Raw genomic sequence first — 20,734 nt, 5'->3', positions numbered from 1 at the left:
TGGGAAACAATCCGAATCGGTTTCTCGGCCCGAAGAGCGCGAAGAACGGTGGGTCGAATCCGCGCGCGAGAGGAGGGATGAGGCATGCTTGTCGAGATGGTTATCGATGGCGTCGAGGTGCTCGAGGACGGGTCGTCCGGCGATCTCGCCGCCGACCTTCTCATTCGCGTCGCCGACGGCGACCAGCGCGCCTTCGCCGAGCTCTACGACCTGCTCTCGTCTCGCGTGTTCGCCCTCATCCTCAAAGTCGTCGTGAATCGCTCGCAGAGCGAGGAAGTGCTGCAGGAGGTCTTCCTCGAGATATGGCAATCCGCTTCGAAGTTCGCTCCGAACAGAGGTCAGGGACGCTCGTGGATCTTCACGATCGCACATCGCCGGGCCGTCGACCGGGTGCGATCGTCGCAGTCCAGCACCGACCGCGACATGCGCGTCGGCGTTCGCGACCTCGGCGGTGAACGAGACGTGGTGCAGGAGGCGGTCGAATCGAAGCTGGAAGGCGAGCGCGTGGTCACCGCTCTCGCGGCCTTGCCAGAGGCCCAGCAGGAAGCGCTCATCCTGGCCTACTACGGCGGGTACAGCCAGAGCGAGATCGCGGCACTCACCGGAGTGGCGCTCGGAACGATCAAGACGAGAATGCGGGACGGATTGACGCGGTTGCGCGGGGAGATGGGGGTGTCAGCAGCATGAACGAGCAGGAGTTCGCAGAGCTTGCGGCCGCTCACGCCCTCGGCGCCCTCGCGGAAGCCGACGCGCGGCGGTTCGCCGCGGCGCTCGCCGAGCATCCCGAATGGCAGGCCATCGCCGACGACGACCACGACACGGTGGCCTTCCTCGCTGACGGACTCTCCCCGGTCGCGCCTCCGCCGGCGCTGCGATCGAGCCTGCTGCAGCAGATCGCGAGCCTGCCGCAGGATGGCGCAGCAGCACCCGAGGAACTGATCCCCTCGACAGTCGCAGACGACCGCGGGACCGATGCGCCGGCGCGCGCGGGAGCACCGTGGCGCCGCAGGTTCTTCGCGCTCGCCGCCGGCCTCGCGCTGATCGTCGGCGCCGGCGTGGCGACGACGACGGTGGTCTCGCAGCTGCAGCGGCCGGCATCCGTCGTGGCGCTCGACGAGATCCGCTCCGCCCCGGATGCCGAGCAGGCGGAGGTGCGGCTCGACTCCGGCGCCACGGCGACGGCGTACTGGTCGGGGGAGGTCGGCAAGGCCGTGCTTGTGGCATCCGGACTCGACGACCTCGGAGCTGACAAGAGCTACGAGCTGTGGTTCGTCCGTGGTGACGAGCCGATCGCCGCAGGTGTCTTCGACGCCGCCGACGGCACGACGACGGCGCTGCTCGACCAGCCCATGCGTGCGGGCGACGTGATCGCAGTGACGATCGAGCAGGCCGGCGGATCGCCGTCCGGCCTGCCGACGACCGACCCGATCATCGTCATCCCGACCGCCTGAACGGTCTCGACTCGGCGTACCCTTGACGGATGCCCGAGCAGTTCCATCGCCCTGTCCGCAGGCCGCCCACGGCATTCGACAACATCGTCGGCGAGGCCGATCCGGCCGAGCAGTCGCGCGTCGCCCACGCGACTGCATCCGCACTGCTCGAGCGAGCCCGCAGCGACGAGTCCGGCGTCATCACCGAGCGCCTTCTCGCCTTCGCCGCAGAGAACGGCATAGACGAGATCGCCGAGCTCTGGTCGCACGCGCCCGCGCGCTCACTGCCCGGTGCCCTGTGGCGGCTCTACCTGCTGCAGATCGCGATCCGCTCCGATGCGCCGCTGACCGCCCTGCTCTACGAGCGCGGACGCCTGGAGCTGCAGACCGCAGACGCGGCGATCGCGGGTGCCCCGGCCCCGGCCGACCCGGGCGAGCTGGTCGATCTCGTCGACGCGATCCTGCGGGGAGTGTTCCGAGGCGACTTCTCGGTGGCGCTCGAGCGGGCAGCCGCGTACTGCCGGGTGCAGGCATCCGGTGCCACCCACACGGCGGACGACTACGAGCCGATCGAGCCGCAGCGCGGAAGCGACCTGACCCGACGGGCGCTGCGGTTGACGACCTACGCCGAGGATCTCGCGGCCGCAGCGGCGGCGTGGCGCCGCGGCACTCTCACCTGACCGGCCCGCGCACCGTCGGGAATCTCGGGCGGTTCGGCCGCGGGGCGGCGCGGCGAGGGTCGACACGACGTCGCTGACGCGGATCGTCTGATGTCTCCAACGGCGGATGCCCGTGCCCGGAGGGCAGAAGAAAAGCCGGACCGCAAGAACGCCTCTCGGCGGAAGGCCGCTCGCAGCGGCGAATATTGGAGCCCGGGGTTATGCGGCCCGGCCAGTCAAGTGTAACGCGTCATCGACAGGGGTATTCCCGTCGCGTCTAGGCTGTGCATATGTCTCAGCGCTTCGCCCTGATGATCGCCCCCGCCGATGCTGCTGACGAGCGTGCGGACTTCCGCGACACGTTCACACCGATGGATGTCGCGGCACCGGCGCTCAGCGTGGGAGAGCTCAGCACGCAGCGAGGCGACGGCGTGTTCGAGTCGATCGGAGTCGTCGACGGGCACGCGAACGAGGTCGAGGCGCACGTGCAGCGACTCGCGCACTCGGCGCACCTGTGCGATCTGCCCGCTCCGAACCTCGCCCAGTGGCGTCAGGCGATCCAGGTCGTGGCCTCCCGGGCTCCCGCGGGCGAGGCTGTGATCAAGCTCATCCTCAGCCGCGGCGTCGAGCACGGGCCGGCTCCGACGGCGTGGGCGACTGTGGCGGCGGCCCCTGACTTCAGTGCCGTGCGGCGCGACGGGGTCAAGGTCGTCACGCTCGACCGCGGTTACGACCTCGGCGCGGGGGAGCGGTCACCATGGCTGCTGCTCGGCGCGAAGACCCTGTCGTACGCGGTGAACATGGCGGCGCTGCGCGAGGCCAAGCGGCGCGGCGCCGACGACGCGATCTTCGTCACCCGCGACGGGTACGTGCTCGAAGCGCCCACCGCGTCGCTGATCATCCGCGCGGGCGGCGAGTTCCTCACACCGGCGCCCGCTGGGGGCATCCTGCACGGCACCACTCAGCTCAGTGCGTTCGAGCACCTGGAGTCCCGCGGATTCAGGACCCGCTACGAGACCCTCTGCGCTTCCGCTCTGACCAAGGCCGATGCGGCCTGGCTGGTCTCCAGCATCCGCCTGGCTGCGCCGATCACAGCTGTCGACGGCGCGCCTCTGCCGTCCGACCCCGAGCTGACCGCCGAGCTGAACGCGTTCCTGCTCTCGCCGCGCTGATCCGGCGGCGGAAGTCTTAGGCCGTCCGGCGCTTCCGATCCGGGCTCTACCCGAAGCGACCCGACACGTAGTCCTCGGTGGCCTGCATCGCCGGGGTGGTGAAGATCGTGGCCGTGTCGTCGAACTCGATCAGCTTGCCGGGCTTGCCCGTGCCGGCGATGTTGAAGAACGCGGTCTTGTCCGACACGCGGCTCGCCTGCTGCATGTTGTGCGTGACGATGACGATCGTGTACTCGTTCTTGAGGTCCTGGATGAGCTCTTCGATCGCGAAGGTCGAGATGGGGTCCAAGGCCGAGCACGGCTCGTCCATCAGCAGCACCTCGGGCGACACGGCGATCGCACGGGCGATGCACAGTCGCTGCTGCTGACCGCCCGAGAGCCCCGAGCCGGGCTTGTCGAGGCGATCCTTGACCTCGTTCCAGAGGTTCGCGCCCATCAGCGACTTCTCGACCAGGGCATCCTGATCGCTCTTCGACATCTTGCCGTTGTTGAGCTTCACACCCGCGAGCACGTTCTCCTTGATCGACATCGTCGGGAACGGGTTCGGACGCTGGAACACCATGCCCACCTGCCGGCGCACGAGCACCGGGTCGACTCCCGCGCCGTACAGGTCTTTGCCGTCGAGCAGCACCTCGCCCTCCACGCGAGCGCCGGGGATCACCTCGTGCATGCGGTTCAGTGTGCGCAGGAACGTGGACTTGCCGCATCCCGACGGGCCGATGAACGCGGTCACGCTGCGCGGCTGGATCTCGAGGGAGACGCCCTCGACGGCGAGGAAGTCGCCGTAGTAGACGTTGAGGTCGTTGACTTCGATGCTCTTGGACATTTCGGGTTCCTTGGGGTTCGGGTGCGAATCGTTCGGGTGCGACTCAGCGGCCGGCGGTCTTCGGGGCGAACCATTTGGCGATCAGACGCGCGAGCAGGTTCAGCAGCATGACGATGAGGATCAGGGTGAGCGCGCCGGCCCAGGCGCGGGCGACCGAGGCGTCGGCCGCGGTGCCCTGGTTCATGTACGAGTTGTAGACGAACACCGGCAGGGTCATCATCTGGCCGCTCACCATGTTGGTGTTGAGGCTGGCGGTGAACCCCGCCGTGAGCAGCAGGGGAGCCGTCTCTCCGATGACGCGGGAGATGGCGAGCATCACCGAGGTCGTGATCCCGGCGATAGAGGTGGGCAGCACGATCTTCAGGATCGTCAGCCACTTGGGAACGCCGAGCGCGTACGCCGCCTCACGCAGCTCGTTCGGCACGATGCGCAGCAGCTCCTCGCTGCCGCGCACGACGACCGGCACCATGAGCACGGCCAGAGCCAGCGCGCCCATAAGGCCCATCGAGATGCCCGGGCGCACCAGCAGCGCGAAGACGGAGTAGATGAACAGTCCGGCGACGATCGACGGGATGCCCGTCATGACGTCGACGAGGAAAGTGATGCCCTTCGCGATGCGGCCGCGCCCGTACTCCACGAGGTAGATCGAGGTCATCAGGCCCACCGGCACGGCGATCAGTGTCGCAGTGAGCGTGACGAGCACGGTGCCCCAGATCGCGTGCACGATGCCGCCGCCCTCGCCGACGATGTTGCGCATCGAGTAGCTGAAGAACTCGGCGTCGAATCTGCTGACGCCGTTGGCGACGACTGTCCACAGCAGCGAGATCAGCGGCAGCAGGGCGACGACGAACGCGGCACTCACCAGTGCCGTCATCAGTCGGTCGATGGCCTTGCGGCGGCTCTCGGCGATCGACGAGACGACCGTGATGAGCACCATGTAGATCAGCACGCCGACGATGGTGGCGCCGGCGATGTTGAAGTCGGCCGGATCGGCACCGATGGCGCCGAGCGCGAAGACGGTGAACGACGTGGCCAGGGATGCCCCGAGCAGCGCCCACGGGGCCCATGGGGCCAGCCGGCCGGCCGTAAGGGAGGACGAGGCGCGTGCGGCGCCGAGCGTGGTCATGTCGGTTCGCTCCAGAGACGTCGTCATGTCAGTTCGCTCCGGAGAACTCGGCCCGGCGAGCCACGATCCAGCGTGCCAGCGCGTTGACCGCGAAGGTCACGACGAACAGCACCAGACCCGTGGCGATGAGCGTGTTCACACCCGTGTCGTGTGCCTCGGGGAAGGCGAGGGCGATGTTCGCGGGGATCGGCGTCGGGTTCGTGGCGGTGAGCACGAGGAAGCTGTACACCGCCGCGGGGGAGAGCACCATGGTCACGGCCATCGTCTCGCCGAGCGCGCGCCCCAGTGCGAGCATGATCGCCGAGACCATGCCGCCGCGGGCGAAGGGCAGCACGGCCATGCGCACCATCTCCCACCGCGTCGCGCCGAGGGCGAGGGCGGCCTCCTCGTGCAGCTTCGGAGTCTGCAGGAACACCTCGCGGCAGATGGCGGTCATGATCGGGATGACCATGACGGCCAGCACGACGGCCGCGGTCATGATCGTCTTGCCGGTCGATGAGACCTGGCCGCCGAAGATCGGGATCCATCCGGCGTTCTCGTTGAGCCAGGCGTACACGGGCTGCAGCAGCGGGGCGAGCACCAGCCCGCCCCAGAGGCCGAAGACGACCGAGGGCACGGCGGCGAGCAGATCGATGACGTACCCCAGCACACCGGCGAGACGGCGGGGGGCGTAGTGCGAGATGAACAGGGCGATGCCGATGGCGATCGGCGTCGCCATGAGCAGAGCGAGGAACGACGCCCACACCGTGCCGAAGGCGAGCGGCCCGACGTACTCCCAGAACGAGCGGCCTTCGAGGATGTGATTGTCGCTGGTGTCCGGTGCGAACGCCGGCAGGCTCTGGATGATGAGGAACGCGGCCACCGCGGCGAGTACGACGAGGATGATGATGCCGGCGCCGAGGGCGCTGCCCGAGAACACCCGGTCGCCGAGGCGCTGCTTGGCTCTGATCGGGGCAGGCCGCGCCTGCCTGGTCGTCGTGCTCATGGTCTCCGTTTCGGGTCGAAGTTCATCTGCGGGCTGACTCTCCGATGCCCCCGCGCCGGATCGGACGCGGGGGCATCGGTGTCAGCTGAGGGTGATGGGTCAGCCGACCTTGATCGTGTCGATGGCGGCCATGACCTTCTCACGCAGGCCGTCCGAGATCGGTGCGCTGCCGGCGTTGTCCGCCGCAGCCTTCTGGCCGTCCTCGCTCGCCACGTACTCGAAGTACGCCTTCACGAGCGCGGCGGTGTTCTCGTCCTCGTACTGCTCGCATGCGATCAGGTAGCTGACCAGGGCGATCGGGTAGGAGCCTGCGGGGGCGGCAGCCGGGTCGACGTCGAAGACGAGGTCGGCGTCTCCGCGACCCTCCTCGAGCGGCGAGGCCTCGACCAGCGCGGCGGCGGCCTCGGCCGAGTACGCGACGTACTCGCCCTCCACGCCGACCTTGACCTGGCCGAGGCCCTTGGTCTGCGAGGCGTCGGCGTAGCCGATCGCGCCGTTGCCGGCCTTGATCGCCTGGACGACACCCGAGGTGCCCTGAGCCGCTTCGCCGCCCTGGATCGGCCAGACTCCATCGGCCTCGTTGGTCCAGACGTCAGGAGCGGTCGCGTTCAGGTATGCGGTGAACGTCTCGGTGGTGCCCGAGTCGTCGGAGCGGTGCACCGGCGAGATGGCCAGGTCGGGCAGCTCGACGCCCTCGTTCTGCGAGGCGATGGCCTCGTCGTTCCAGTTGGTGATGGTGCCGGCGAAGATTCCCGCGATGGTCTTCGCATCGAGGTTGAGCTCGTCGACGCCCTCAAGGTTGAACGCGACGGCGACGGGCGAGATGTACAGCGGCACCTCGACGATGTTCTCCGACGAGCAGGTCTTGAAGCCGTCGGCGAACTCGTCGAGCTTGAATGCCCGGTCGGAGCCGATGAAATCGCTCGCCCCGGCGATGAAGTTCTCGCGTCCTGTGCCCGATCCGGTCGGCTCGTAGTTGATGGTGACACCGCTGTTCGCGGTCTGGAAGGCGGCGACCCAGGCCTCCTGCGCCGAGCCCTGCGACGACGCGCCGGTGGCCTTCAGCGTGCCCTCGAGGTCGGAGGCCGCGGCCGAGTCGCCGGCGGGGGCTTCGTTCGCGGCGCAGCCGGCGAGTGCGAGGGCGGCGACAGCGCCGACGGCGCTGATACGAGCGATGCGGGTGATCTTCACTGTGGGTCCGTTCGATCGGGGATTGTGTATGGCCCGGTGCAGGGCACACAGTGACGTTAGGAGCGCCGGTTAACGAGACTCTCCCCGAGAGGTGAACGGAAGGTGAACGAGGAGCGGCCAGTCCGACCGCTCCGAGCGGACGGCGTCAGATCTTGGGCTCGTGGGTCTCGATCGAGATGATCCCCGAGCCGGGATTGGTGGCTGACAGATGCACCACCGAGAACGCTGCGACGTTGAGCGCGCTGGCGCTGTCGATGTACGAGCCCGGCACGGTTCCGGTCGCGAGGGCGAGCTCGGACAGGATGCCGGGAAGCACCGGTCCGTGGCTGCACAGCACCGTCGCCTTGCGTGAGCGAACCCGCCGCCCGACCACGGAACGCACATCGGCCTCGCCCGCGTCCCACGCGTCCTGGCTGAGCTTCGGGGTCAGGCGGGCCAGCCGGCCCAGCTTGTGCTCGAGGGGAGCGACCGTCTGCGTGCAGCGCACCGCATCGCTGGTGACGATGCGGCGAACGCCGAATGCGCGCAGCGGGCCGACGATCGCCTTCGCCTGCAGCAGGCCCTTGTCGGTCAGCGGGCGAGCCGCGTCCGCCTCGTGCCAGTCCGATCGCGCGACCGCCTTGGCGTGCCGCAGGGCGATGATGGGGAAGGTGTGCAGCACGCCGTCGTCGACGAGCCGGATGAAGTTGTCGAGGATCTCGACATCGACCGGGTAGCTGAGGTGCTTGCGCGCCTTCTTCACGCTCACCCATTCGACGCCGGAGATCTCGCCGTTCGGCACGAACGACGATGCGCGGATCGCGTCGTCGGTCGCCTCGGCCGCCCAGTAGTGCACGACCTTCTGCCGCTTCGGGCGCATCCAGTACCTGCTGACCCCGACGGGCACTCCGAGCGACACCTGGATGCCGGTCTCCTCGCGCACCTCGCGCACGGCGGTCTCGGCGAGCATCTCGCCGGGATCGACCTTGCCCTTCGGCAGCGTGACGTCGCGGTACTTCGTGCGATGGATCAGCAGCACCTTCAGCTTGTCGTCGACCATCCGCCAGACGATCGCGCCGGCCGCGTAGACCGCCGAATCGCTCATCGGATCGCGCGCTTGCTGCGTCGCCGACGGCCCTGCACGCTCGCCATCGTCAGATCCTGCAGATCGACCAGGGGCTTGCCGTCGGCCTCGGCGACGCGCTTCCATTCACCGCCCGCGCCCAGATGCCAGGAGTTGGTCTGCGGATCCATCGCCAGGTCGAACAGGTCGTGCAGCTCCTGCAGGTGAGCGGGGTCGCGCAGTCGCACCAGCGCCTCGACACGGCGGTCGAGGTTGCGGTGCATCATGTCGGCGCTGCCGATGTAGACGATCGGGTCGCCGTCGTTCTCGAACATGAACAGCCGCGAGTGCTCCAGGTAGCGCCCGAGGATGCTGCGGACGGTGATGTTGTCGCTGACGCCCGGCAGGTCGACTCTCAGGCTGCAGATGCCGCGCACCCAGACCTCGACCTCCACGCCGGCCATGCTGGCGCGGTAGAGACCGTCGATGATCTCCTCGTCGACCATCGAGTTGACCTTGATCCGGATGCGGGCGGGCTTGCCGGCCTCGGCGTTCGCCCGCTCCGCATCGATGTGCCGCAGCAGTCCCTTGCGCAGATGGCGGGGTGCGACGAGCAGGTGCTTGAACTTCTTCTCGATCGCATAGCCGCTGAGCTCGTTGAACAGCCGGGTGAGGTCCTTGCCGACCTGGGGGTCTGCGGTGAACAGGCCGAAGTCCTCGTAGATCCGGCTGGTCTTCGGGTTGTAGTTTCCCGTGCCGATGTGGGAGTAGTGGCGCAGCACGCCCTCCTCCTCGCGAATGATCAGCGCGAGCTTGCAGTGCGTCTTCAGTCCGACCAGGCCGTACACGACGTGCACGCCGGCCTTCTCGAGCTTGCGCGCCCAGACGATGTTGTTCGCCTCGTCGAAGCGCGCCTTCACCTCGACGAGGGCGAGCACCTGCTTGCCGGATTCCGCCGCGTCGATCAGCGCCTGCACGATCGGGCTGTCGCCGGAGGTGCGGTACAGCGTCTGCTTGATGGCGAGCACATGCGGGTCGCGGGCCGCCTGCTCGAGGAACGCCTGCACGCTCGTCGCGAAGGATTCGTAGGGGTGGTGCACGAGCACGTCGGCCTTGCGGATGGCGCGGAAGATGTCGGAGCGCTCGTTGCTGTCACCCGGCTGGAAAGCCACGGCGGTGGTGGGCAGGTGCGGCGGATAGCGCAGATCAGGGCGATCCAGACGGCCCAGATCGAACAGCCCGCGAAGATCGAGCGGGCCGGGCAGCCGGTAGACCTCCTGGTCGGTGATGTCGAGCTCTCTGATCAGCAGCTCGAGGGTCACCTCGTCCATGTCGTCGGTGATCTCGAGGCGGATCGGGGGGCCGAACCGACGCCGCAGCAGCTCGGCCTCGAGCGCCTGGATGAGGTTCTCGCTCTCATCCTCCTCGATCTCGACGTCCTCGTTGCGGGTGAGTCGGAACGCGTGGTGGTCGAGCACCTCCATACCGGGGAAGAGATCGCCGAGGTGGTTCGCGATGAGCTCTTCGAGACGGATGAAGCGGGTGATCGGGCTGGTGCCGGGCACCTCCACGAAACGCGGGAGCATGGTCGGCACCTTGAGGCGGGCGAAGTCCTGCCGGCCCGTGCGGGCGTTGCGGATGCGGATCGCGAGGTTCAGCGACAGACCCGAGATGTAGGGGAACGGGTGCGCGGGATCGACGGCGAGAGGCATGAGCACCGGGAAGACCTGAGCCTGGAAGTACTCCCCGAGCGCACCGCGCTCGGCGTCGGTGAGGTCGTCCCACTCGGTGATCTCGATCCCGGCGTCCGCGAGAGCCGGGCGCACGAGATCGTTCCATGCGGCGGCGTGACGCAGCTGAAGAGCGTGCGCATCGTGCGAGATGTCGGCGAGCACGTCGCTCGGCGAACGGCCGACGTTGGTCGGCACGGCGAGGCCGGTGAGGATGCGGCGCTTGAGGCCGGCCACCCTGACCATGAAGAACTCGTCGAGATTGCTGGCGAAGATCGCGAGGAAGTTCGCCCGCTCGAGCTCCGGCAGCGACGGATCCTCGGCCAGTTCGAGCACGCGCTGGTTGAAGGCCAGCCAGCTCAGCTCGCGGTCGTGGTAGCGGTGGTCGGGCAGCACTGCGTCCGGAGCCTCGTGCGCATCGAAGTCGTCGTCTTCGGCATCCCCGAGACCGGTGTCGACAAGGGCGGGTTCCATCATGGGGTACATCCTTGCATCCACCGGTGACGGATGCGTGAACTCAGTCCGCCACCGCCGCAGGCTCGTCATGCAGATTGAACCGGTAGCCGACGTTGCGCACGGTCCCGATGACCTGCTCGGCGTCGCCGAGCTTGGCGCGCAGACGCCGCACGTGCACGTCGACGGTGCGCGTGCCGCCGAAGTAGTCGTATCCCCACACGTCGCTCAGCAGCTGCTCGCGCGTGAACACCCGAGACGGATGAGTCGCGAGGAAGTGCAGCAGCTGGAACTCCTTGTACGTCAGATCCAACGGCCTGCCGTGCAGCTTGGCGGAGTAGGACTGCTCGTCGATCGTGATGCCCGAGGCCTGAACGTGGGCGGGGGCCACGGCATCCGCCCGCGCCAGCGCGAGCCGCAGCCTGGCGTCGATCTCGGCAGGTCCCGCCGTGCACAGCAGCACGTCGTCGAATCCCCAGTCGGACGCGATAGCGCTGAGACCACCCTCGGTGACCACGAGCAGCACCGGCGTCTCACCTCCCGCGGTGCGCAGCAGCCGGCACGCCGCCCGGGCCGCGACGAGATCGCCTCGCGCGTCGACGACGACGACGTCGCTCTCGGGCAGGTCGAGAAGACGGGTGGTGTCGAGAGGGTGGCGGCGGATGCCGTGCGACAGCAGCTCGAGCGCGGGCAGTGCCGGATCCCCTTCGGGAGCGGAGGTGAGTGCCAGCACGAGGACCACGCGTCAATGCTAGTGGCGGGCGCAACCCGCATGACGGGAAGCCGCAGGCGGCATGCCGGCTGCCCGCAGGTGCGGCCGTTACGATGTCACCATGTCTGAACCGGCCTCCGCTCCGCGCAGCGACTTCCGTGGCATGGTCGCGGTCTGGATCGCCTCCCTGATGGTCGCGGTCACCCTCGGCATCGTGCTGCCCGAGGAGGACAGGGTCGGCTGGCTGCTGATCGCCTTCGGCGGGATCGTGCTCGTGTCGTTCGCGGTTCAGCTCGCCTCCGGTCGCGCACAGGGATTCATCGTGCGGGTGGCGGGAAGCGTGGTCGGCGCGTTGATGATCATGGGCGCGGTGTCGGCGGTCTTCGGCATCGCCGCGCTCGCCACTGCGCTCTGACGTCGACTCGGCCCGCGCCGGGGAGAGGGCCCGCTCCGCGGGCGAGGGGTAGAGTGGGTGCATGGACCTCGTCGCGCTCGAATTCTTCTTCCTCGGCCTGCTGGGGCTGGCGAGCCTCGCGATCGCCTTCGTCTCCGGCGTCGTGCTCGTCAACCTGTTCCGCGGCCAGCGCTGATCCGACGCCGTCGTGATCGAGCTGCCCACCGACCTGCCGGCTGATCTCGCGCCCCTGTCGTGGCTGCTCGGTGTCTGGGAGGGCACCGGAGTCATCGAGTACACCGCGGGCGAGCAGCGCTACCAGGGCGAGTTCTCGCACCGGGTGAGCTTCAGTCACGACGGCGGTCCGTTCCTGAACTACGCCGCATCCGCTTCCTTCCTCGGAGCCGAGGGTGCCGATGAGCCGATCGCCCTGCTCGCCGAGACGGGCTTCTGGCGCCTCGCGCAGCCGCGCACGGATGCCGATCCGGGGCCCGCTCTGCTTCCGCCCACCGCACAGTCGCAGCCGCGAACCGTCGACGACGTCGAGGCGCTGCGCACCGACGACGGCTTCCCGCTCGAGGTCTCGGTGACCCACTCCGACGGAACGCTCGAGCTCTACCTGGGCCGCATCGCCGGCCCGCGCATCGACATCGCCACGGATGCGGTGGTTCGTCCGGCCGGGTCGAAGCCGTACTCCGCCGCCACCCGCATGTACGGGCTGGTCGACGGTCACCTGCTCTGGGCCTGGGACATCACCGCCCTCGGCGAGAAGCTGAAGTCGCACGCGTCGGCTCGCCTGGCGAAGGTTTGACATGGCCGCGTTCGACGACCTCCCCGGCGCGGTGCGCGAGGGTGAGCTGATCGCGCACTTCGGCAACCCGCTCGTCGAGCAGCGGCGGCTGGCATCCGGTGAGGCGCTCGCACCTCTCACCGACCGGGTGCTCATCGAGGTCGCAGGCGTCGACCGGTTGACCTGGCTCGACTCGATCACCTCGCAGTCGGTGGCGCGGCTGCACGCGGGCGACAGCACCGAGCTGCTCGTGCTCGATCCGCAGGGCCGGGTCGAGCACGCCGCGGGCGTGCTCGACGACGGCTCGTCCGTCTGGCTGATCGCCGACGACGGGGATGCCGAGAAGCTGACCGCGTGGCTGAGCCGCATGGTCTTCCGCTCGCGTGTCGCCGTCACGCCACGACCGGACGCGCTGCTGGTCGGGTTCTTCGCCGGCGGCGCGGCCGAGGCTCGCGTCACAGCATCCGCTCCGCATGGCGTCCCGCTGATCTGGCGCGACCCGTGGGCGCGCGTGCAACCCGGCGGGCACCAGTACGCCGCCGAAGCCGGGCATCCCGCCGCGGACTACGCCTGGGGCATCGCGGTCGTCGATGACGCTCGCTCCCTCACCGGTCCGTTCGCGGGCGCGCTCGCCGCAGAGGCGCTGCGCGTCGCCGCCTGGCGGCCGCGCTGGGCGCGTGAGGTGGACGATCGCAGCATCCCGCACGAGGCCGACTGGATCCGCAGTGCCGTCCACCTGAACAAGGGCTGCTACCGCGGGCAGGAGACGGTCGCGAAGGTGCACAACCTGGGGCATCCGCCTCGCCGGCTGGCGGCGCTGCTGCTGGACGGCAGCGACGTCGTGATGCCCTCGCCGGGTGACACGGTGCTGGCAGGGGATGCCGAGGTCGGCCACATCACATCGGTCGCCATGCATCACGAGGACGGCCCGATCGCCCTGGCCATGCTGTCGCGCCGTGCGCCGGTGGGCGAGCTGGTCGTGCGCACGGGGGAGACGCTGATCGCGGCCGCTCAGCAGGTGATCGTCCCCGCCGACGCAGGTGCCACCGCCGATGTTCCGCGCCTGACGCGCCTGTCACGCCGCCCTGCCGGCGAGGATCCGCGCCACTCCCGCTGACGCGCCCCGACTCGCGCCCTCGCCACGAGACAGGCCCGATCAGGGGCGTGGGGCGACCGCGTGCCACGGCAGGGTGAGCTCACCCAGTCGCCAGCGTGACTTCGTGCCGTGAACCGGGACGCCTTGCGCTCTGAGCGCCGAGACGGCGGCGAGCCACCGCTGCACCGGACCGAACGTCGACAGCGGTGCTGCCCGCTCCCATTCGCGCTCCAGGGCGGTCAGCAGTGCGTGGATGCGCTCTCCCGGCACGTTGCGGTGGATGAGCGCCTTCGGCAGGCGCTCAGCGATGATGCCCGGACGCTCGAGCCCGGTCAGTCGCAGCGAGATCGTGAACGTCATCGGCTCTCCGTCGCTCGTCACATCCACCCAGCTGGCTACGCGACCGATCTCGTCGCACGTGCCCTCGAACAGCATCCCTCCCGGAGCGAGCCTGGCGGCCACGCGCCGCCACGCGTCCGCGACGTCCGCCTCGTCGTACTGGCGCAGCACGTTCATCGCCCTGATCACTGCGGGGCGTCGGCCGTCCGGCACGGGCACCTCGAAACCGCCGCGCGCGAACGAGACGGGCAGGTCGGCGGCGAACGGCGTGCGGCCCGCCCGCACCTCGTCGAGCTGGGCGCGGGCCGTTGCGACCCGGTCGGGATCCAGCTCGAGGCCCAGCACCTCGGCATCCGCCCTCTCCCGCCGCAGCCTGGTCGCGAGCTCGAACGCGGTGACACCGCTGGCCCCGTACCCGAGATCGATCACGAGCGGGTCGGATGCCCTGCGGAACGCCTCGGACGCGACGATCCACCGGTCGTTCCGCCGCAGCCGATTCGTTCCCGTCGTCCCCCTCGTCGGATTGCCCAGAGGTGCGCTCATCCTTCCATTCTCCCCACTTGTTCCACATCGCTCGCGTCCCACACGTGCAGTCGAGGGCGAAGGGAACGTCACGCAGCCCGCCACCCAAAGCCGGAAAAGATAGGCTGGGCCCATGACCCGCACTCTGATTCTTCTGCGTCACGGCCAGAGCGAATGGAACCAGCTCAACCTCTTCACGGGATGGGTGGACGTCCGCCTGACCGATCAGGGCAAGTCCGAGGCACGCCGCGGTGGCGAGCTGCTGGCCGAGTCGGGTCTGCTGCCCGACGTGCTGCACACCTCGCTGCTGAGCCGTGCGATCCAGACCGCGAACATCGCGCTCGACGCGGCCGACCGCCTGTGGATCCCGGTGAAGCGCTCGTGGCGCCTGAACGAGCGTCACTACGGTGCGCTTCAGGGCAAGGACAAGGCGCAGACGCTCGAGGAGTTCGGGCCCGAGCAGTTCCAGCTGTGGCGCCGCTCGTTCGACGTGCCGCCGCCCCCGCTCGACGACGACAGCGAGTTCAGCCAGGTGGGCGACGCGCGCTACGCGGGCATCGACGGCGAGGTGCCCCGCACCGAGTCGCTCAAGCTGGTCATCGACCGCCTGCTGCCGTACTGGAACGACGCGATCGTCCCCGACCTCGATGCGGGCAAGACGGTTCTCGTCACCGCGCACGGCAACTCGCTGCGCGGCCTGGTCAAGCACCTCGAGGGCATCAGTGACGATGACATCGCCGAGCTGAACATCCCCACGGGCATCCCGCTGGTGTACGAGCTCGACGATGACAACGTGCCCACCGGGGCGAGCCGCTACCTCGACCCCGAAGCTGCCGCAGCGGGTGCAGCCGCGGTCGCCGCGCAGGGCAAGAAGTGACGCCGTAGACACCCCCGCACGCCGTCGAGGCCCCCTCTGATCCGAGTGGATCGGAGGGGGCCTCGACCGTCACGGGCGCCGGTGACGGTCGAGCGTCAGGGCGCAGAGGCTCCGGGCGCGGAGGGAGCCGCGCTGGACTGCGCCTCGGCAGCCAGGGCGATGTCCTCCTCCTGCACGGCCCAATCGCCGGTCGCGAGGTACACGACCTTCTTCGCGACGGCGACCGCGTGGTCGGCGAAGCGCTCGTGGTAGCGGCTGGCGAGTGTGGCGTCGACCGTCGCGGTCGCCTCGCCCTTCCAGTTGTCGCTGAGCACCTTCTCGAAAACGCTCGCGTGCAGCTCGTCGACGTCGTCGTCGGCGTTGCGGATGTCGTCCGCGAACCGAAGGTCCTGCGTGCGCAGCAGGTCGGCGAGGGTCCCGGCGATCTGCACGTCGAGCTCTCCCATGCGGCGGAAGGTGCCCTTCAGCCCCTTCGGCACTGCGCGCTCGGGGAAGCGCAGCCGCGCCAGCTGCGCGATGTGCTCGGCCATGTCGCCCATCCGCTCCAGCGATGCGCTCACCCGCAGCGCGGTGATCACGATGCGCAGGTCGCGGGCGACCGGCTGCTGGCGCGCGAGGATCTCGATCGCCTGCTCGTCGAGCGCGACGGCCAGATCATCGATCTTCGCGTCGTCGGCGATGACCTCCTCGGCCAGCGCGACGTCGCTCTCGGCGAATGCAGTGGTCGCCTTCTGGATCGCGACCGTGACCAGATCGGCGATCTCGGCGAGCTGGGACTGCAGCTCTTCGAGGGACTGATGGAACACTTCGCGCATGTCGGCGCAACCTTTCGTCGGGGGTTCGGCTGGGCTCGCCGGGGCACGCGCTCGCGCGGCCGGAACGATTGTCCGGGTCGAAGGTTAACGAACGGTGCCGGGAACGTGAATACTAGTCGTTCCGCCGTGTGACGACGCGGTGCACGTCGGGTGAACGACATGCCGACCTCTACTGTGGAAGGCATGGATTCCGCTCAGCTGGCGCTGTTCGCCCTCGCCGTCGGCGCGCTGATCGGGGCTGGCGCCGTGCTGCTGGTGAGCTGGGCGTATCGCGTGCGAGCCCTCGCGCTGCAGGAGACCTCGTCGGCCGTGCCCGCAGGCGTCGCCGACGTGCTGGCGAGCATGGACGACGCCGCGTGCGTGCTGGACGCCTCAGGGCTGGTGGTCGCCACTTCGAACGCCGCCGCGCGCTTCGGGATCCGGGAGGGTGCGGTGCTCGAGAACGGCGAGCTGCGCCGGCTCGTGCGCGGCGTGCGCGACAGCGGCACCGGCGCGACCGAGACGCTGCGGCTCACCGGCGGTGCGTCGCTCGACCCGCGCCTGGTATCGGCGCGGGCCAGCTCGGTGGGTCCGCAGCTCACCCTGTTGATCATTCGCGATGTCACCGAGCGCGAGCGCCTCGATCAGATGCGCACCGACTTCGTGTCGAACACCAGCCACGAGCTGAAGACGCCGGTCGCGTCGGTCAGCCTGCTCGCCGAGGCGATCGAATCGGCCGCCGACGACGCCGAGCAGGTGCGCATCTTCGCCGCTCGCATCTCGGCTGAGGCGGCCCGCCTCGGTCAGCTCACCGGGCGCATCCTGAGCCTGTCGCGTCTGCAGGCGGCCGAGAGCCTGTCCCAGGTCGAGCCGGTCGCGATCGACGAGGTCGTGGCAGCGTCCATCGAGGCGCATTCCGTGCAGGCCGACTCGGCCGGTGTCGAGCTGAGCCGCGGCGGTGAGCGAGGAGCGTGGGTGCGCGGCGACGCGCAGGTGCTGATCGAGGCGGTCGGCAACCTCATCGCCAACGCGATCGTCTACTCGCCGCGCGGTTCGCGCGTCGGCGTCGGGGTGAAGGTCGACGGTGATGTCGTCGAGATCGCGGTGACGGACCAGGGCATCGGGATCTCGGATGCCGATCGCGAGCGCATCTTCGAGCGCTTCTACCGTGCCGATGAGGCCCGTTCCCGTCGCACCGGCGGCACGGGGCTGGGGCTGTCGATCGTCAAGCACGCCACCCAGCGGCACGGCGGTGACGTGCGCGTGTGGTCGCGTCCCGGCCGGGGATCGACGTTCACCGTGCGTCTGCCGGCCGCGAGCGCACCCGAGAGCGCCGACAAGAAGACCAAGAGGAAGACCAAGAAGAAGCGCGTGAGCGGGGATGCCCGTGCGCGCGACGCCCGGAACGGAGAGCTCGCATGACCCGCATCCTTCTCGTCGAGGATGAGCCCGACCTGGCCGACCCGCTCGCGTATCTGCTTCGACGCGAGGGGTACGAGGTCGAGATCGCCGAAGACGGACCCGGCGCGCTCGCGGCGTTCCGCGAGCGAGGCGCCGACATCATCCTGCTGGATCTCATGCTTCCCGGTATGGCGGGCACCGAGGTGTGCCGTCAGGTGCGGCAGACATCCGGCGTGCCGATCATCATGCTGACCGCGAAGGACTCCGAAGTCGACATCGTGGTGGGACTCGAGCTGGGCGCCGATGACTACATCACGAAGCCGTACTCCTCACGCGAGCTGCTGGCGCGCATGCGTGCCGTGCTGCGTCGTGTCGTGCAGGCCGATGCCGAGCTCGACGAGCGCGTGCTGGAGGGCGGCAGGGTGACGCTCGACATCGACAGGCACACGGTCGCCGTGGACGGTGCCGAGATCAACATGCCGCTGAAGGAGTTCGAGCTGCTCGAGGTGCTCATGCGCAACGCGGGCCGCGTGCTCACGCGCGGACAGCTGATCGATCGCGTGTGGGGCAGCGACTACTTCGGCGACACGAAGACGCTGGATGTGCACATCAAGCGCATCCGATCGCGCATCGAGCAGAATCCGGGCGACCCGGTGATGCTCGTCACCGTGCGCGGCCTCGGCTACCGCTTCGAAGGCTGATCCGTCGCCGGACGCAGAAGGAGGCCGGCTCCGAACGGAGCCGGCCTCCTTCTGCGTCGCGGCTGACGCCGCGGAAGTCAGGATGTCGCGTCGATGGGCTCTGCCGCGGGGACGAGGTCGGCGTACTGCGGAAGCGAGCCGTCGAGCACGGGCACCTGGGCGGGAGTGGCCTCTCCGTCGCCCGAGACGATGAGCACTTCGACGGTCGCTCCGGGCTTGACATCGAGGTTCTCGATGCGCAGCGGCATCTTGTCGGCGCCGAGGCTGACACGATCCTCGCCGGGCACACGCAGCGAGAGCTGCTCGCCCGCGACGTCGATGTCGACCGAGGCGGTCTTCGCGCCCTCGTTGATGAACGCGCCCACCAGGTTGCCCACTTCGCCGTCCTCGGTGGTGACGACGAAGACGTTGCGCGCGACGACGTCGCCGCCCGTCTCGTCGAAGGGCACGCCATCGGAAGCGGGGTAGGGGTTCGTGGTCGCCTGGTGCGTGATGAACGTGCACCCGGTCGTGCCGAGAGCGAGCGCAGAGCCCAGGGCGATGGCGGCGATGAGACGCGGAGCGATGGACGCAGCAGAGCGCGAGTTCACGGATCCTCCTGAGGTGCGACGGGTGTCCTGGATCAGTCTAGTGGGTCGGGCGCCCGCGGCGACGACGGATGCCGCTGCGGGCCCGACCGGCGCGAACCTTACTGCATAACGGCTGTGGTATGCTGGAGATTGCCGAAAGGACACGTTTTTATGCTTTTTGAGGTTGGCGAAACCGTCGTCTATCCGCACCACGGAGCCGCGACGATCATCGAGGTCAAGGACCGCGTGATCAAGGGGGAGACCAAGAAGTACCTGAAGCTCAACGTCACGCAGGGCGATCTCATCATCGAGGTTCCCGCCGAGAATGTCGACCTGGTCGGCGTCCGCGACGTGATCGGCAAGGAGGGTCTCGAGAACGTCTTCGAGGTGCTGCGCGCCCCGTTCACGGAAGAGCCCACCAACTGGTCGCGCCGCTACAAGGCGAACCTGGAGAAGCTCGCCTCTGGTGACGTGATCAAGGTGAGCGAGGTCGTGCGCGACCTGTGGCGCCGCGATCAGGACCGCGGTCTCTCCGCGGGCGAGAAGCGCATGCTCGCCAAGGCCCGCCAGATCCTCGTGTCGGAGCTCGCTCTGGCCGAGAAGATCGACGAGGACAAGGCCGGCGCTTTGCTCGACGAGGTGCTCGCCTCCTGACGAGCGCGTCGGCGACGGGAATTGCGAAGAGGGCGGATGCTGCGGCATCCGCCCTCTTCGCATTCCGCGACGCGCGATAGCGTGAGAAGGTGACTGCGCACCCGACTCCCACCACAGCGATCATCGTCGTCGCCGCCGGCTCCGGAACGAGGCTCGGCGCCGGAGCGCCGAAGGCGCTCGTCGACGTCGACGGCCGCACCGTGCTGCGTCACGCGCTGGATGGCGTGTTCGCCGCCGCGCCGATGCAGGTCGTCGTGGTGGCGCCCCCCGGGCGGGAAGAGCAGGTGGACGCCGAGGTCGCGGCGTCAGCAGGGGAACGCCGCCACCTGGCGAGCGTCGTGACCGGGGGAACGACCCGTCAGCAGTCGGTCGCTGCGGGGCTGGATGCCCTGCACGACGACGTGCGCATCGTGCTCGTGCACGACGCGGCGCGCGCTCTCACCCCGGCCTCGCAGATCGACGCGGTGGCGGATTCGGTGACCGATGCGGGCGTGATCCCCGCGCTCGCCGTCGTCGACACGCTCAAGAGGGTCGAAGGCGACGATATCGCCGGGCCGGTCGACCGCTCGGTGCTCGCGGCCGCGCAGACGCCCCAGGGATTCCCGCGAGCAGCCCTGCAGGACGCATACGCCGCGGCACAGGCCGCGGGCGATGAGCACACCGACGATGCGGCGCTGTTCGCCGCCGCCGGGGGCGCCGTGCGTCGCATCCCCGGATCCGAACGCGCCTTCAAGATCACGACCCCCGATGATCTCGAGCGGGCGCAGCTGCTGCTCGGTGCCCGTCCTGGCGGCTCATGCGCGCCGCGCATCGGCGTCGGCACGGACGTGCACGCGTTCGGCGGAGAGGGCAGCCTGTGGCTGGCCGGGCTCGAATGGCCGGGTGAGCCTGCGCTGTCGGGCCATTCGGACGGTGACGCCGTGGCGCATGCGATGGTCGACGCCCTGCTCGGCGCCGCGGGGCTCGGCGACATCGGGCAGCACTTCGGCACCGCGCACCCCGAGTACGCGGGAGCGCACGCAGATGTCTTCCTCGCGCGCACCGCTGCCATGCTCGCCGAAGCGGGCTTCGCCATCGGCAACGTGTCGGTGCAGTTCCAGGGCAACCGGCCGCGCTTCAGCGCACGCCGCGCCGAGGCCGAGGAGGTGCTCTCGACCGCGCTCGGCGGCGCCGTCGTCACCGTCTCGGCGACCACCACCGACGGGCTGGGGTTCCCCGGTCGCGGCGAGGGGATCGCCGTCACCGCGGTGGCGCTCATCCACCGGAGCTGA

22 protein-coding genes are annotated in these 20,734 nt (G+C 69.2%); 12 read left to right on the top strand and 10 right to left on the bottom strand.

The window, feature by feature from the left end; translation table 11 throughout:
• Positions 1-96 precede the first annotated feature (96 nt).
• The 4 genes from sigK to V2S05_RS06800 all read left to right on the top strand — a co-directional run bounded on the left by sigK (position 97) and on the right by V2S05_RS06800 (position 3,261).
• Positions 97-687, top strand: coding sequence for an ECF RNA polymerase sigma factor SigK (gene sigK, locus V2S05_RS06815; protein ID WP_413634511.1), 591 nt, complete (start codon positions 97-99; stop codon positions 685-687).
• Positions 684-1,451, top strand: coding sequence for an anti-sigma factor domain-containing protein (locus tag V2S05_RS06810; RefSeq protein WP_413634510.1), 768 nt, complete (start codon positions 684-686; stop codon positions 1,449-1,451). Before sigK ends, V2S05_RS06810 begins: the two co-directional genes overlap by 4 nt.
• Positions 1,452-1,480: 29 nt before the next feature.
• Positions 1,481-2,110 (top strand): DNA-directed RNA polymerase subunit beta, encoded by a 630-nt coding sequence (locus V2S05_RS06805; protein ID WP_413634509.1) that lies wholly within the window; start codon positions 1,481-1,483, stop codon positions 2,108-2,110.
• Between the two features lie 269 nt (positions 2,111-2,379).
• On the top strand, positions 2,380-3,261 hold the full coding sequence (locus tag V2S05_RS06800) for an aminodeoxychorismate lyase (protein ID WP_413634508.1): 882 nt from the start codon (positions 2,380-2,382) through the stop codon (positions 3,259-3,261).
• A gap of 46 nt (positions 3,262-3,307) precedes the next feature.
• On the opposite strand, the gene pstB is transcribed toward V2S05_RS06800, so the two are convergent.
• From pstB to V2S05_RS06765, 7 genes are all read right to left on the bottom strand, one after another.
• A complete protein-coding gene (pstB, locus tag V2S05_RS06795; protein ID WP_413634507.1) occupies positions 3,308-4,087 on the bottom strand; it encodes a phosphate ABC transporter ATP-binding protein PstB in 780 nt (259 codons plus the stop codon).
• A gap of 43 nt (positions 4,088-4,130) precedes the next feature.
• The gene (pstA, locus tag V2S05_RS06790; RefSeq protein ID WP_413635252.1) at positions 4,131-5,213 is read right to left on the bottom strand and encodes a phosphate ABC transporter permease PstA; all 1,083 of its coding nucleotides are present in this window, start codon (positions 5,211-5,213) and stop codon (positions 4,131-4,133) included.
• Positions 5,214-5,241: 28 nt separating this feature from the next.
• Entirely contained in the window at positions 5,242-6,198 is a 957-nt protein-coding gene (gene pstC / locus V2S05_RS06785) for a phosphate ABC transporter permease subunit PstC (RefSeq protein WP_413634506.1), read from the bottom strand.
• A gap of 99 nt (positions 6,199-6,297) precedes the next feature.
• Positions 6,298-7,389, bottom strand: coding sequence for a phosphate ABC transporter substrate-binding protein PstS (gene pstS / locus V2S05_RS06780; RefSeq protein WP_271637030.1), 1,092 nt, complete (start codon positions 7,387-7,389; stop codon positions 6,298-6,300).
• A 145-nt stretch (positions 7,390-7,534) separates the two neighbouring features.
• Positions 7,535-8,473 carry an NUDIX hydrolase gene (locus V2S05_RS06775; protein ID WP_413634505.1) on the bottom strand — a complete coding sequence of 313 codons (939 nt, stop codon included), beginning with the start codon at positions 8,471-8,473 and terminating at the stop codon, positions 7,535-7,537.
• Positions 8,470-10,638: an RNA degradosome polyphosphate kinase gene (locus V2S05_RS06770; protein WP_413634504.1), complete on the bottom strand. Its 2,169-nt coding sequence runs from the start codon at positions 10,636-10,638 to the stop codon at positions 8,470-8,472. The genes V2S05_RS06775 and V2S05_RS06770 overlap by 4 nt, the downstream gene beginning before the upstream one ends.
• Before the next feature lie 40 nt (positions 10,639-10,678).
• On the bottom strand, positions 10,679-11,356 hold the full coding sequence (locus V2S05_RS06765; RefSeq protein ID WP_271637033.1) for a winged-helix domain-containing protein: 678 nt from the start codon (positions 11,354-11,356) through the stop codon (positions 10,679-10,681).
• A 91-nt stretch (positions 11,357-11,447) separates the two neighbouring features.
• Here V2S05_RS06765 and V2S05_RS06760 point away from each other — a divergent pair, with 91 nt between their 5' ends.
• From V2S05_RS06760 to V2S05_RS06750, 3 genes are all read left to right on the top strand, one after another.
• Entirely contained in the window at positions 11,448-11,741 is a 294-nt protein-coding gene (locus V2S05_RS06760) for a hypothetical protein (RefSeq protein ID WP_413634503.1), read from the top strand.
• Between the two features lie 187 nt (positions 11,742-11,928).
• Positions 11,929-12,531 carry an FABP family protein gene (locus V2S05_RS06755; protein WP_413634502.1) on the top strand — a complete coding sequence of 201 codons (603 nt, stop codon included), beginning with the start codon at positions 11,929-11,931 and terminating at the stop codon, positions 12,529-12,531.
• 1 nt (position 12,532) lies between these two features.
• On the top strand, positions 12,533-13,627 hold the full coding sequence (locus tag V2S05_RS06750) for a YgfZ/GcvT domain-containing protein (RefSeq protein WP_413634501.1): 1,095 nt from the start codon (positions 12,533-12,535) through the stop codon (positions 13,625-13,627).
• A gap of 39 nt (positions 13,628-13,666) precedes the next feature.
• On the opposite strand, the gene V2S05_RS06745 is transcribed toward V2S05_RS06750, so the two are convergent.
• Complete coding sequence (locus V2S05_RS06745; protein ID WP_413634500.1) at positions 13,667-14,488, bottom strand: class I SAM-dependent methyltransferase; 822 nt, start codon at positions 14,486-14,488, stop codon at positions 13,667-13,669.
• A gap of 112 nt (positions 14,489-14,600) precedes the next feature.
• Here V2S05_RS06745 and V2S05_RS06740 point away from each other — a divergent pair, with 112 nt between their 5' ends.
• A complete protein-coding gene (locus V2S05_RS06740; RefSeq protein WP_271637038.1) occupies positions 14,601-15,344 on the top strand; it encodes a phosphoglyceromutase in 744 nt (247 codons plus the stop codon).
• Between the two features lie 95 nt (positions 15,345-15,439).
• Here the strand turns inward: V2S05_RS06740 and phoU are convergent, their stop codons facing one another.
• The gene (phoU, locus tag V2S05_RS06735; protein WP_271637039.1) at positions 15,440-16,159 is read right to left on the bottom strand and encodes a phosphate signaling complex protein PhoU; all 720 of its coding nucleotides are present in this window, start codon (positions 16,157-16,159) and stop codon (positions 15,440-15,442) included.
• Between the two features lie 183 nt (positions 16,160-16,342).
• Between phoU and V2S05_RS06730 the strand changes: the two genes are divergently transcribed.
• Both V2S05_RS06730 and V2S05_RS06725 read left to right on the top strand, forming a co-directional pair.
• Positions 16,343-17,560 (top strand): sensor histidine kinase, encoded by a 1,218-nt coding sequence (locus tag V2S05_RS06730; protein WP_271637040.1) that lies wholly within the window; start codon positions 16,343-16,345, stop codon positions 17,558-17,560.
• Positions 17,557-18,240 carry a response regulator gene (locus V2S05_RS06725; protein ID WP_413634499.1) on the top strand — a complete coding sequence of 228 codons (684 nt, stop codon included), beginning with the start codon at positions 17,557-17,559 and terminating at the stop codon, positions 18,238-18,240. Before V2S05_RS06730 ends, V2S05_RS06725 begins: the two co-directional genes overlap by 4 nt.
• Before the next feature lie 77 nt (positions 18,241-18,317).
• Here the strand turns inward: V2S05_RS06725 and V2S05_RS06720 are convergent, their stop codons facing one another.
• The gene (locus tag V2S05_RS06720; RefSeq protein WP_413634498.1) at positions 18,318-18,830 is read right to left on the bottom strand and encodes a DNA modification methylase; all 513 of its coding nucleotides are present in this window, start codon (positions 18,828-18,830) and stop codon (positions 18,318-18,320) included.
• Positions 18,831-18,980: 150 nt separating this feature from the next.
• Here V2S05_RS06720 and V2S05_RS06715 point away from each other — a divergent pair, with 150 nt between their 5' ends.
• Positions 18,981-19,463, top strand: coding sequence for a CarD family transcriptional regulator (locus tag V2S05_RS06715; protein ID WP_071640539.1), 483 nt, complete (start codon positions 18,981-18,983; stop codon positions 19,461-19,463).
• Between the two features lie 89 nt (positions 19,464-19,552).
• On the top strand, positions 19,553-20,734 hold the full coding sequence (ispD, locus tag V2S05_RS06710) for a 2-C-methyl-D-erythritol 4-phosphate cytidylyltransferase (protein WP_413634497.1): 1,182 nt from the start codon (positions 19,553-19,555) through the stop codon (positions 20,732-20,734).

It is taken from the genome of Microbacterium sp. OR16 (assembly GCF_047306725.1).
Classification (GTDB): Bacteria; Actinomycetota; Actinomycetes; order Actinomycetales; family Microbacteriaceae; genus Microbacterium.
This window is presented reverse-complemented; position numbering and strand designations above follow the sequence as displayed.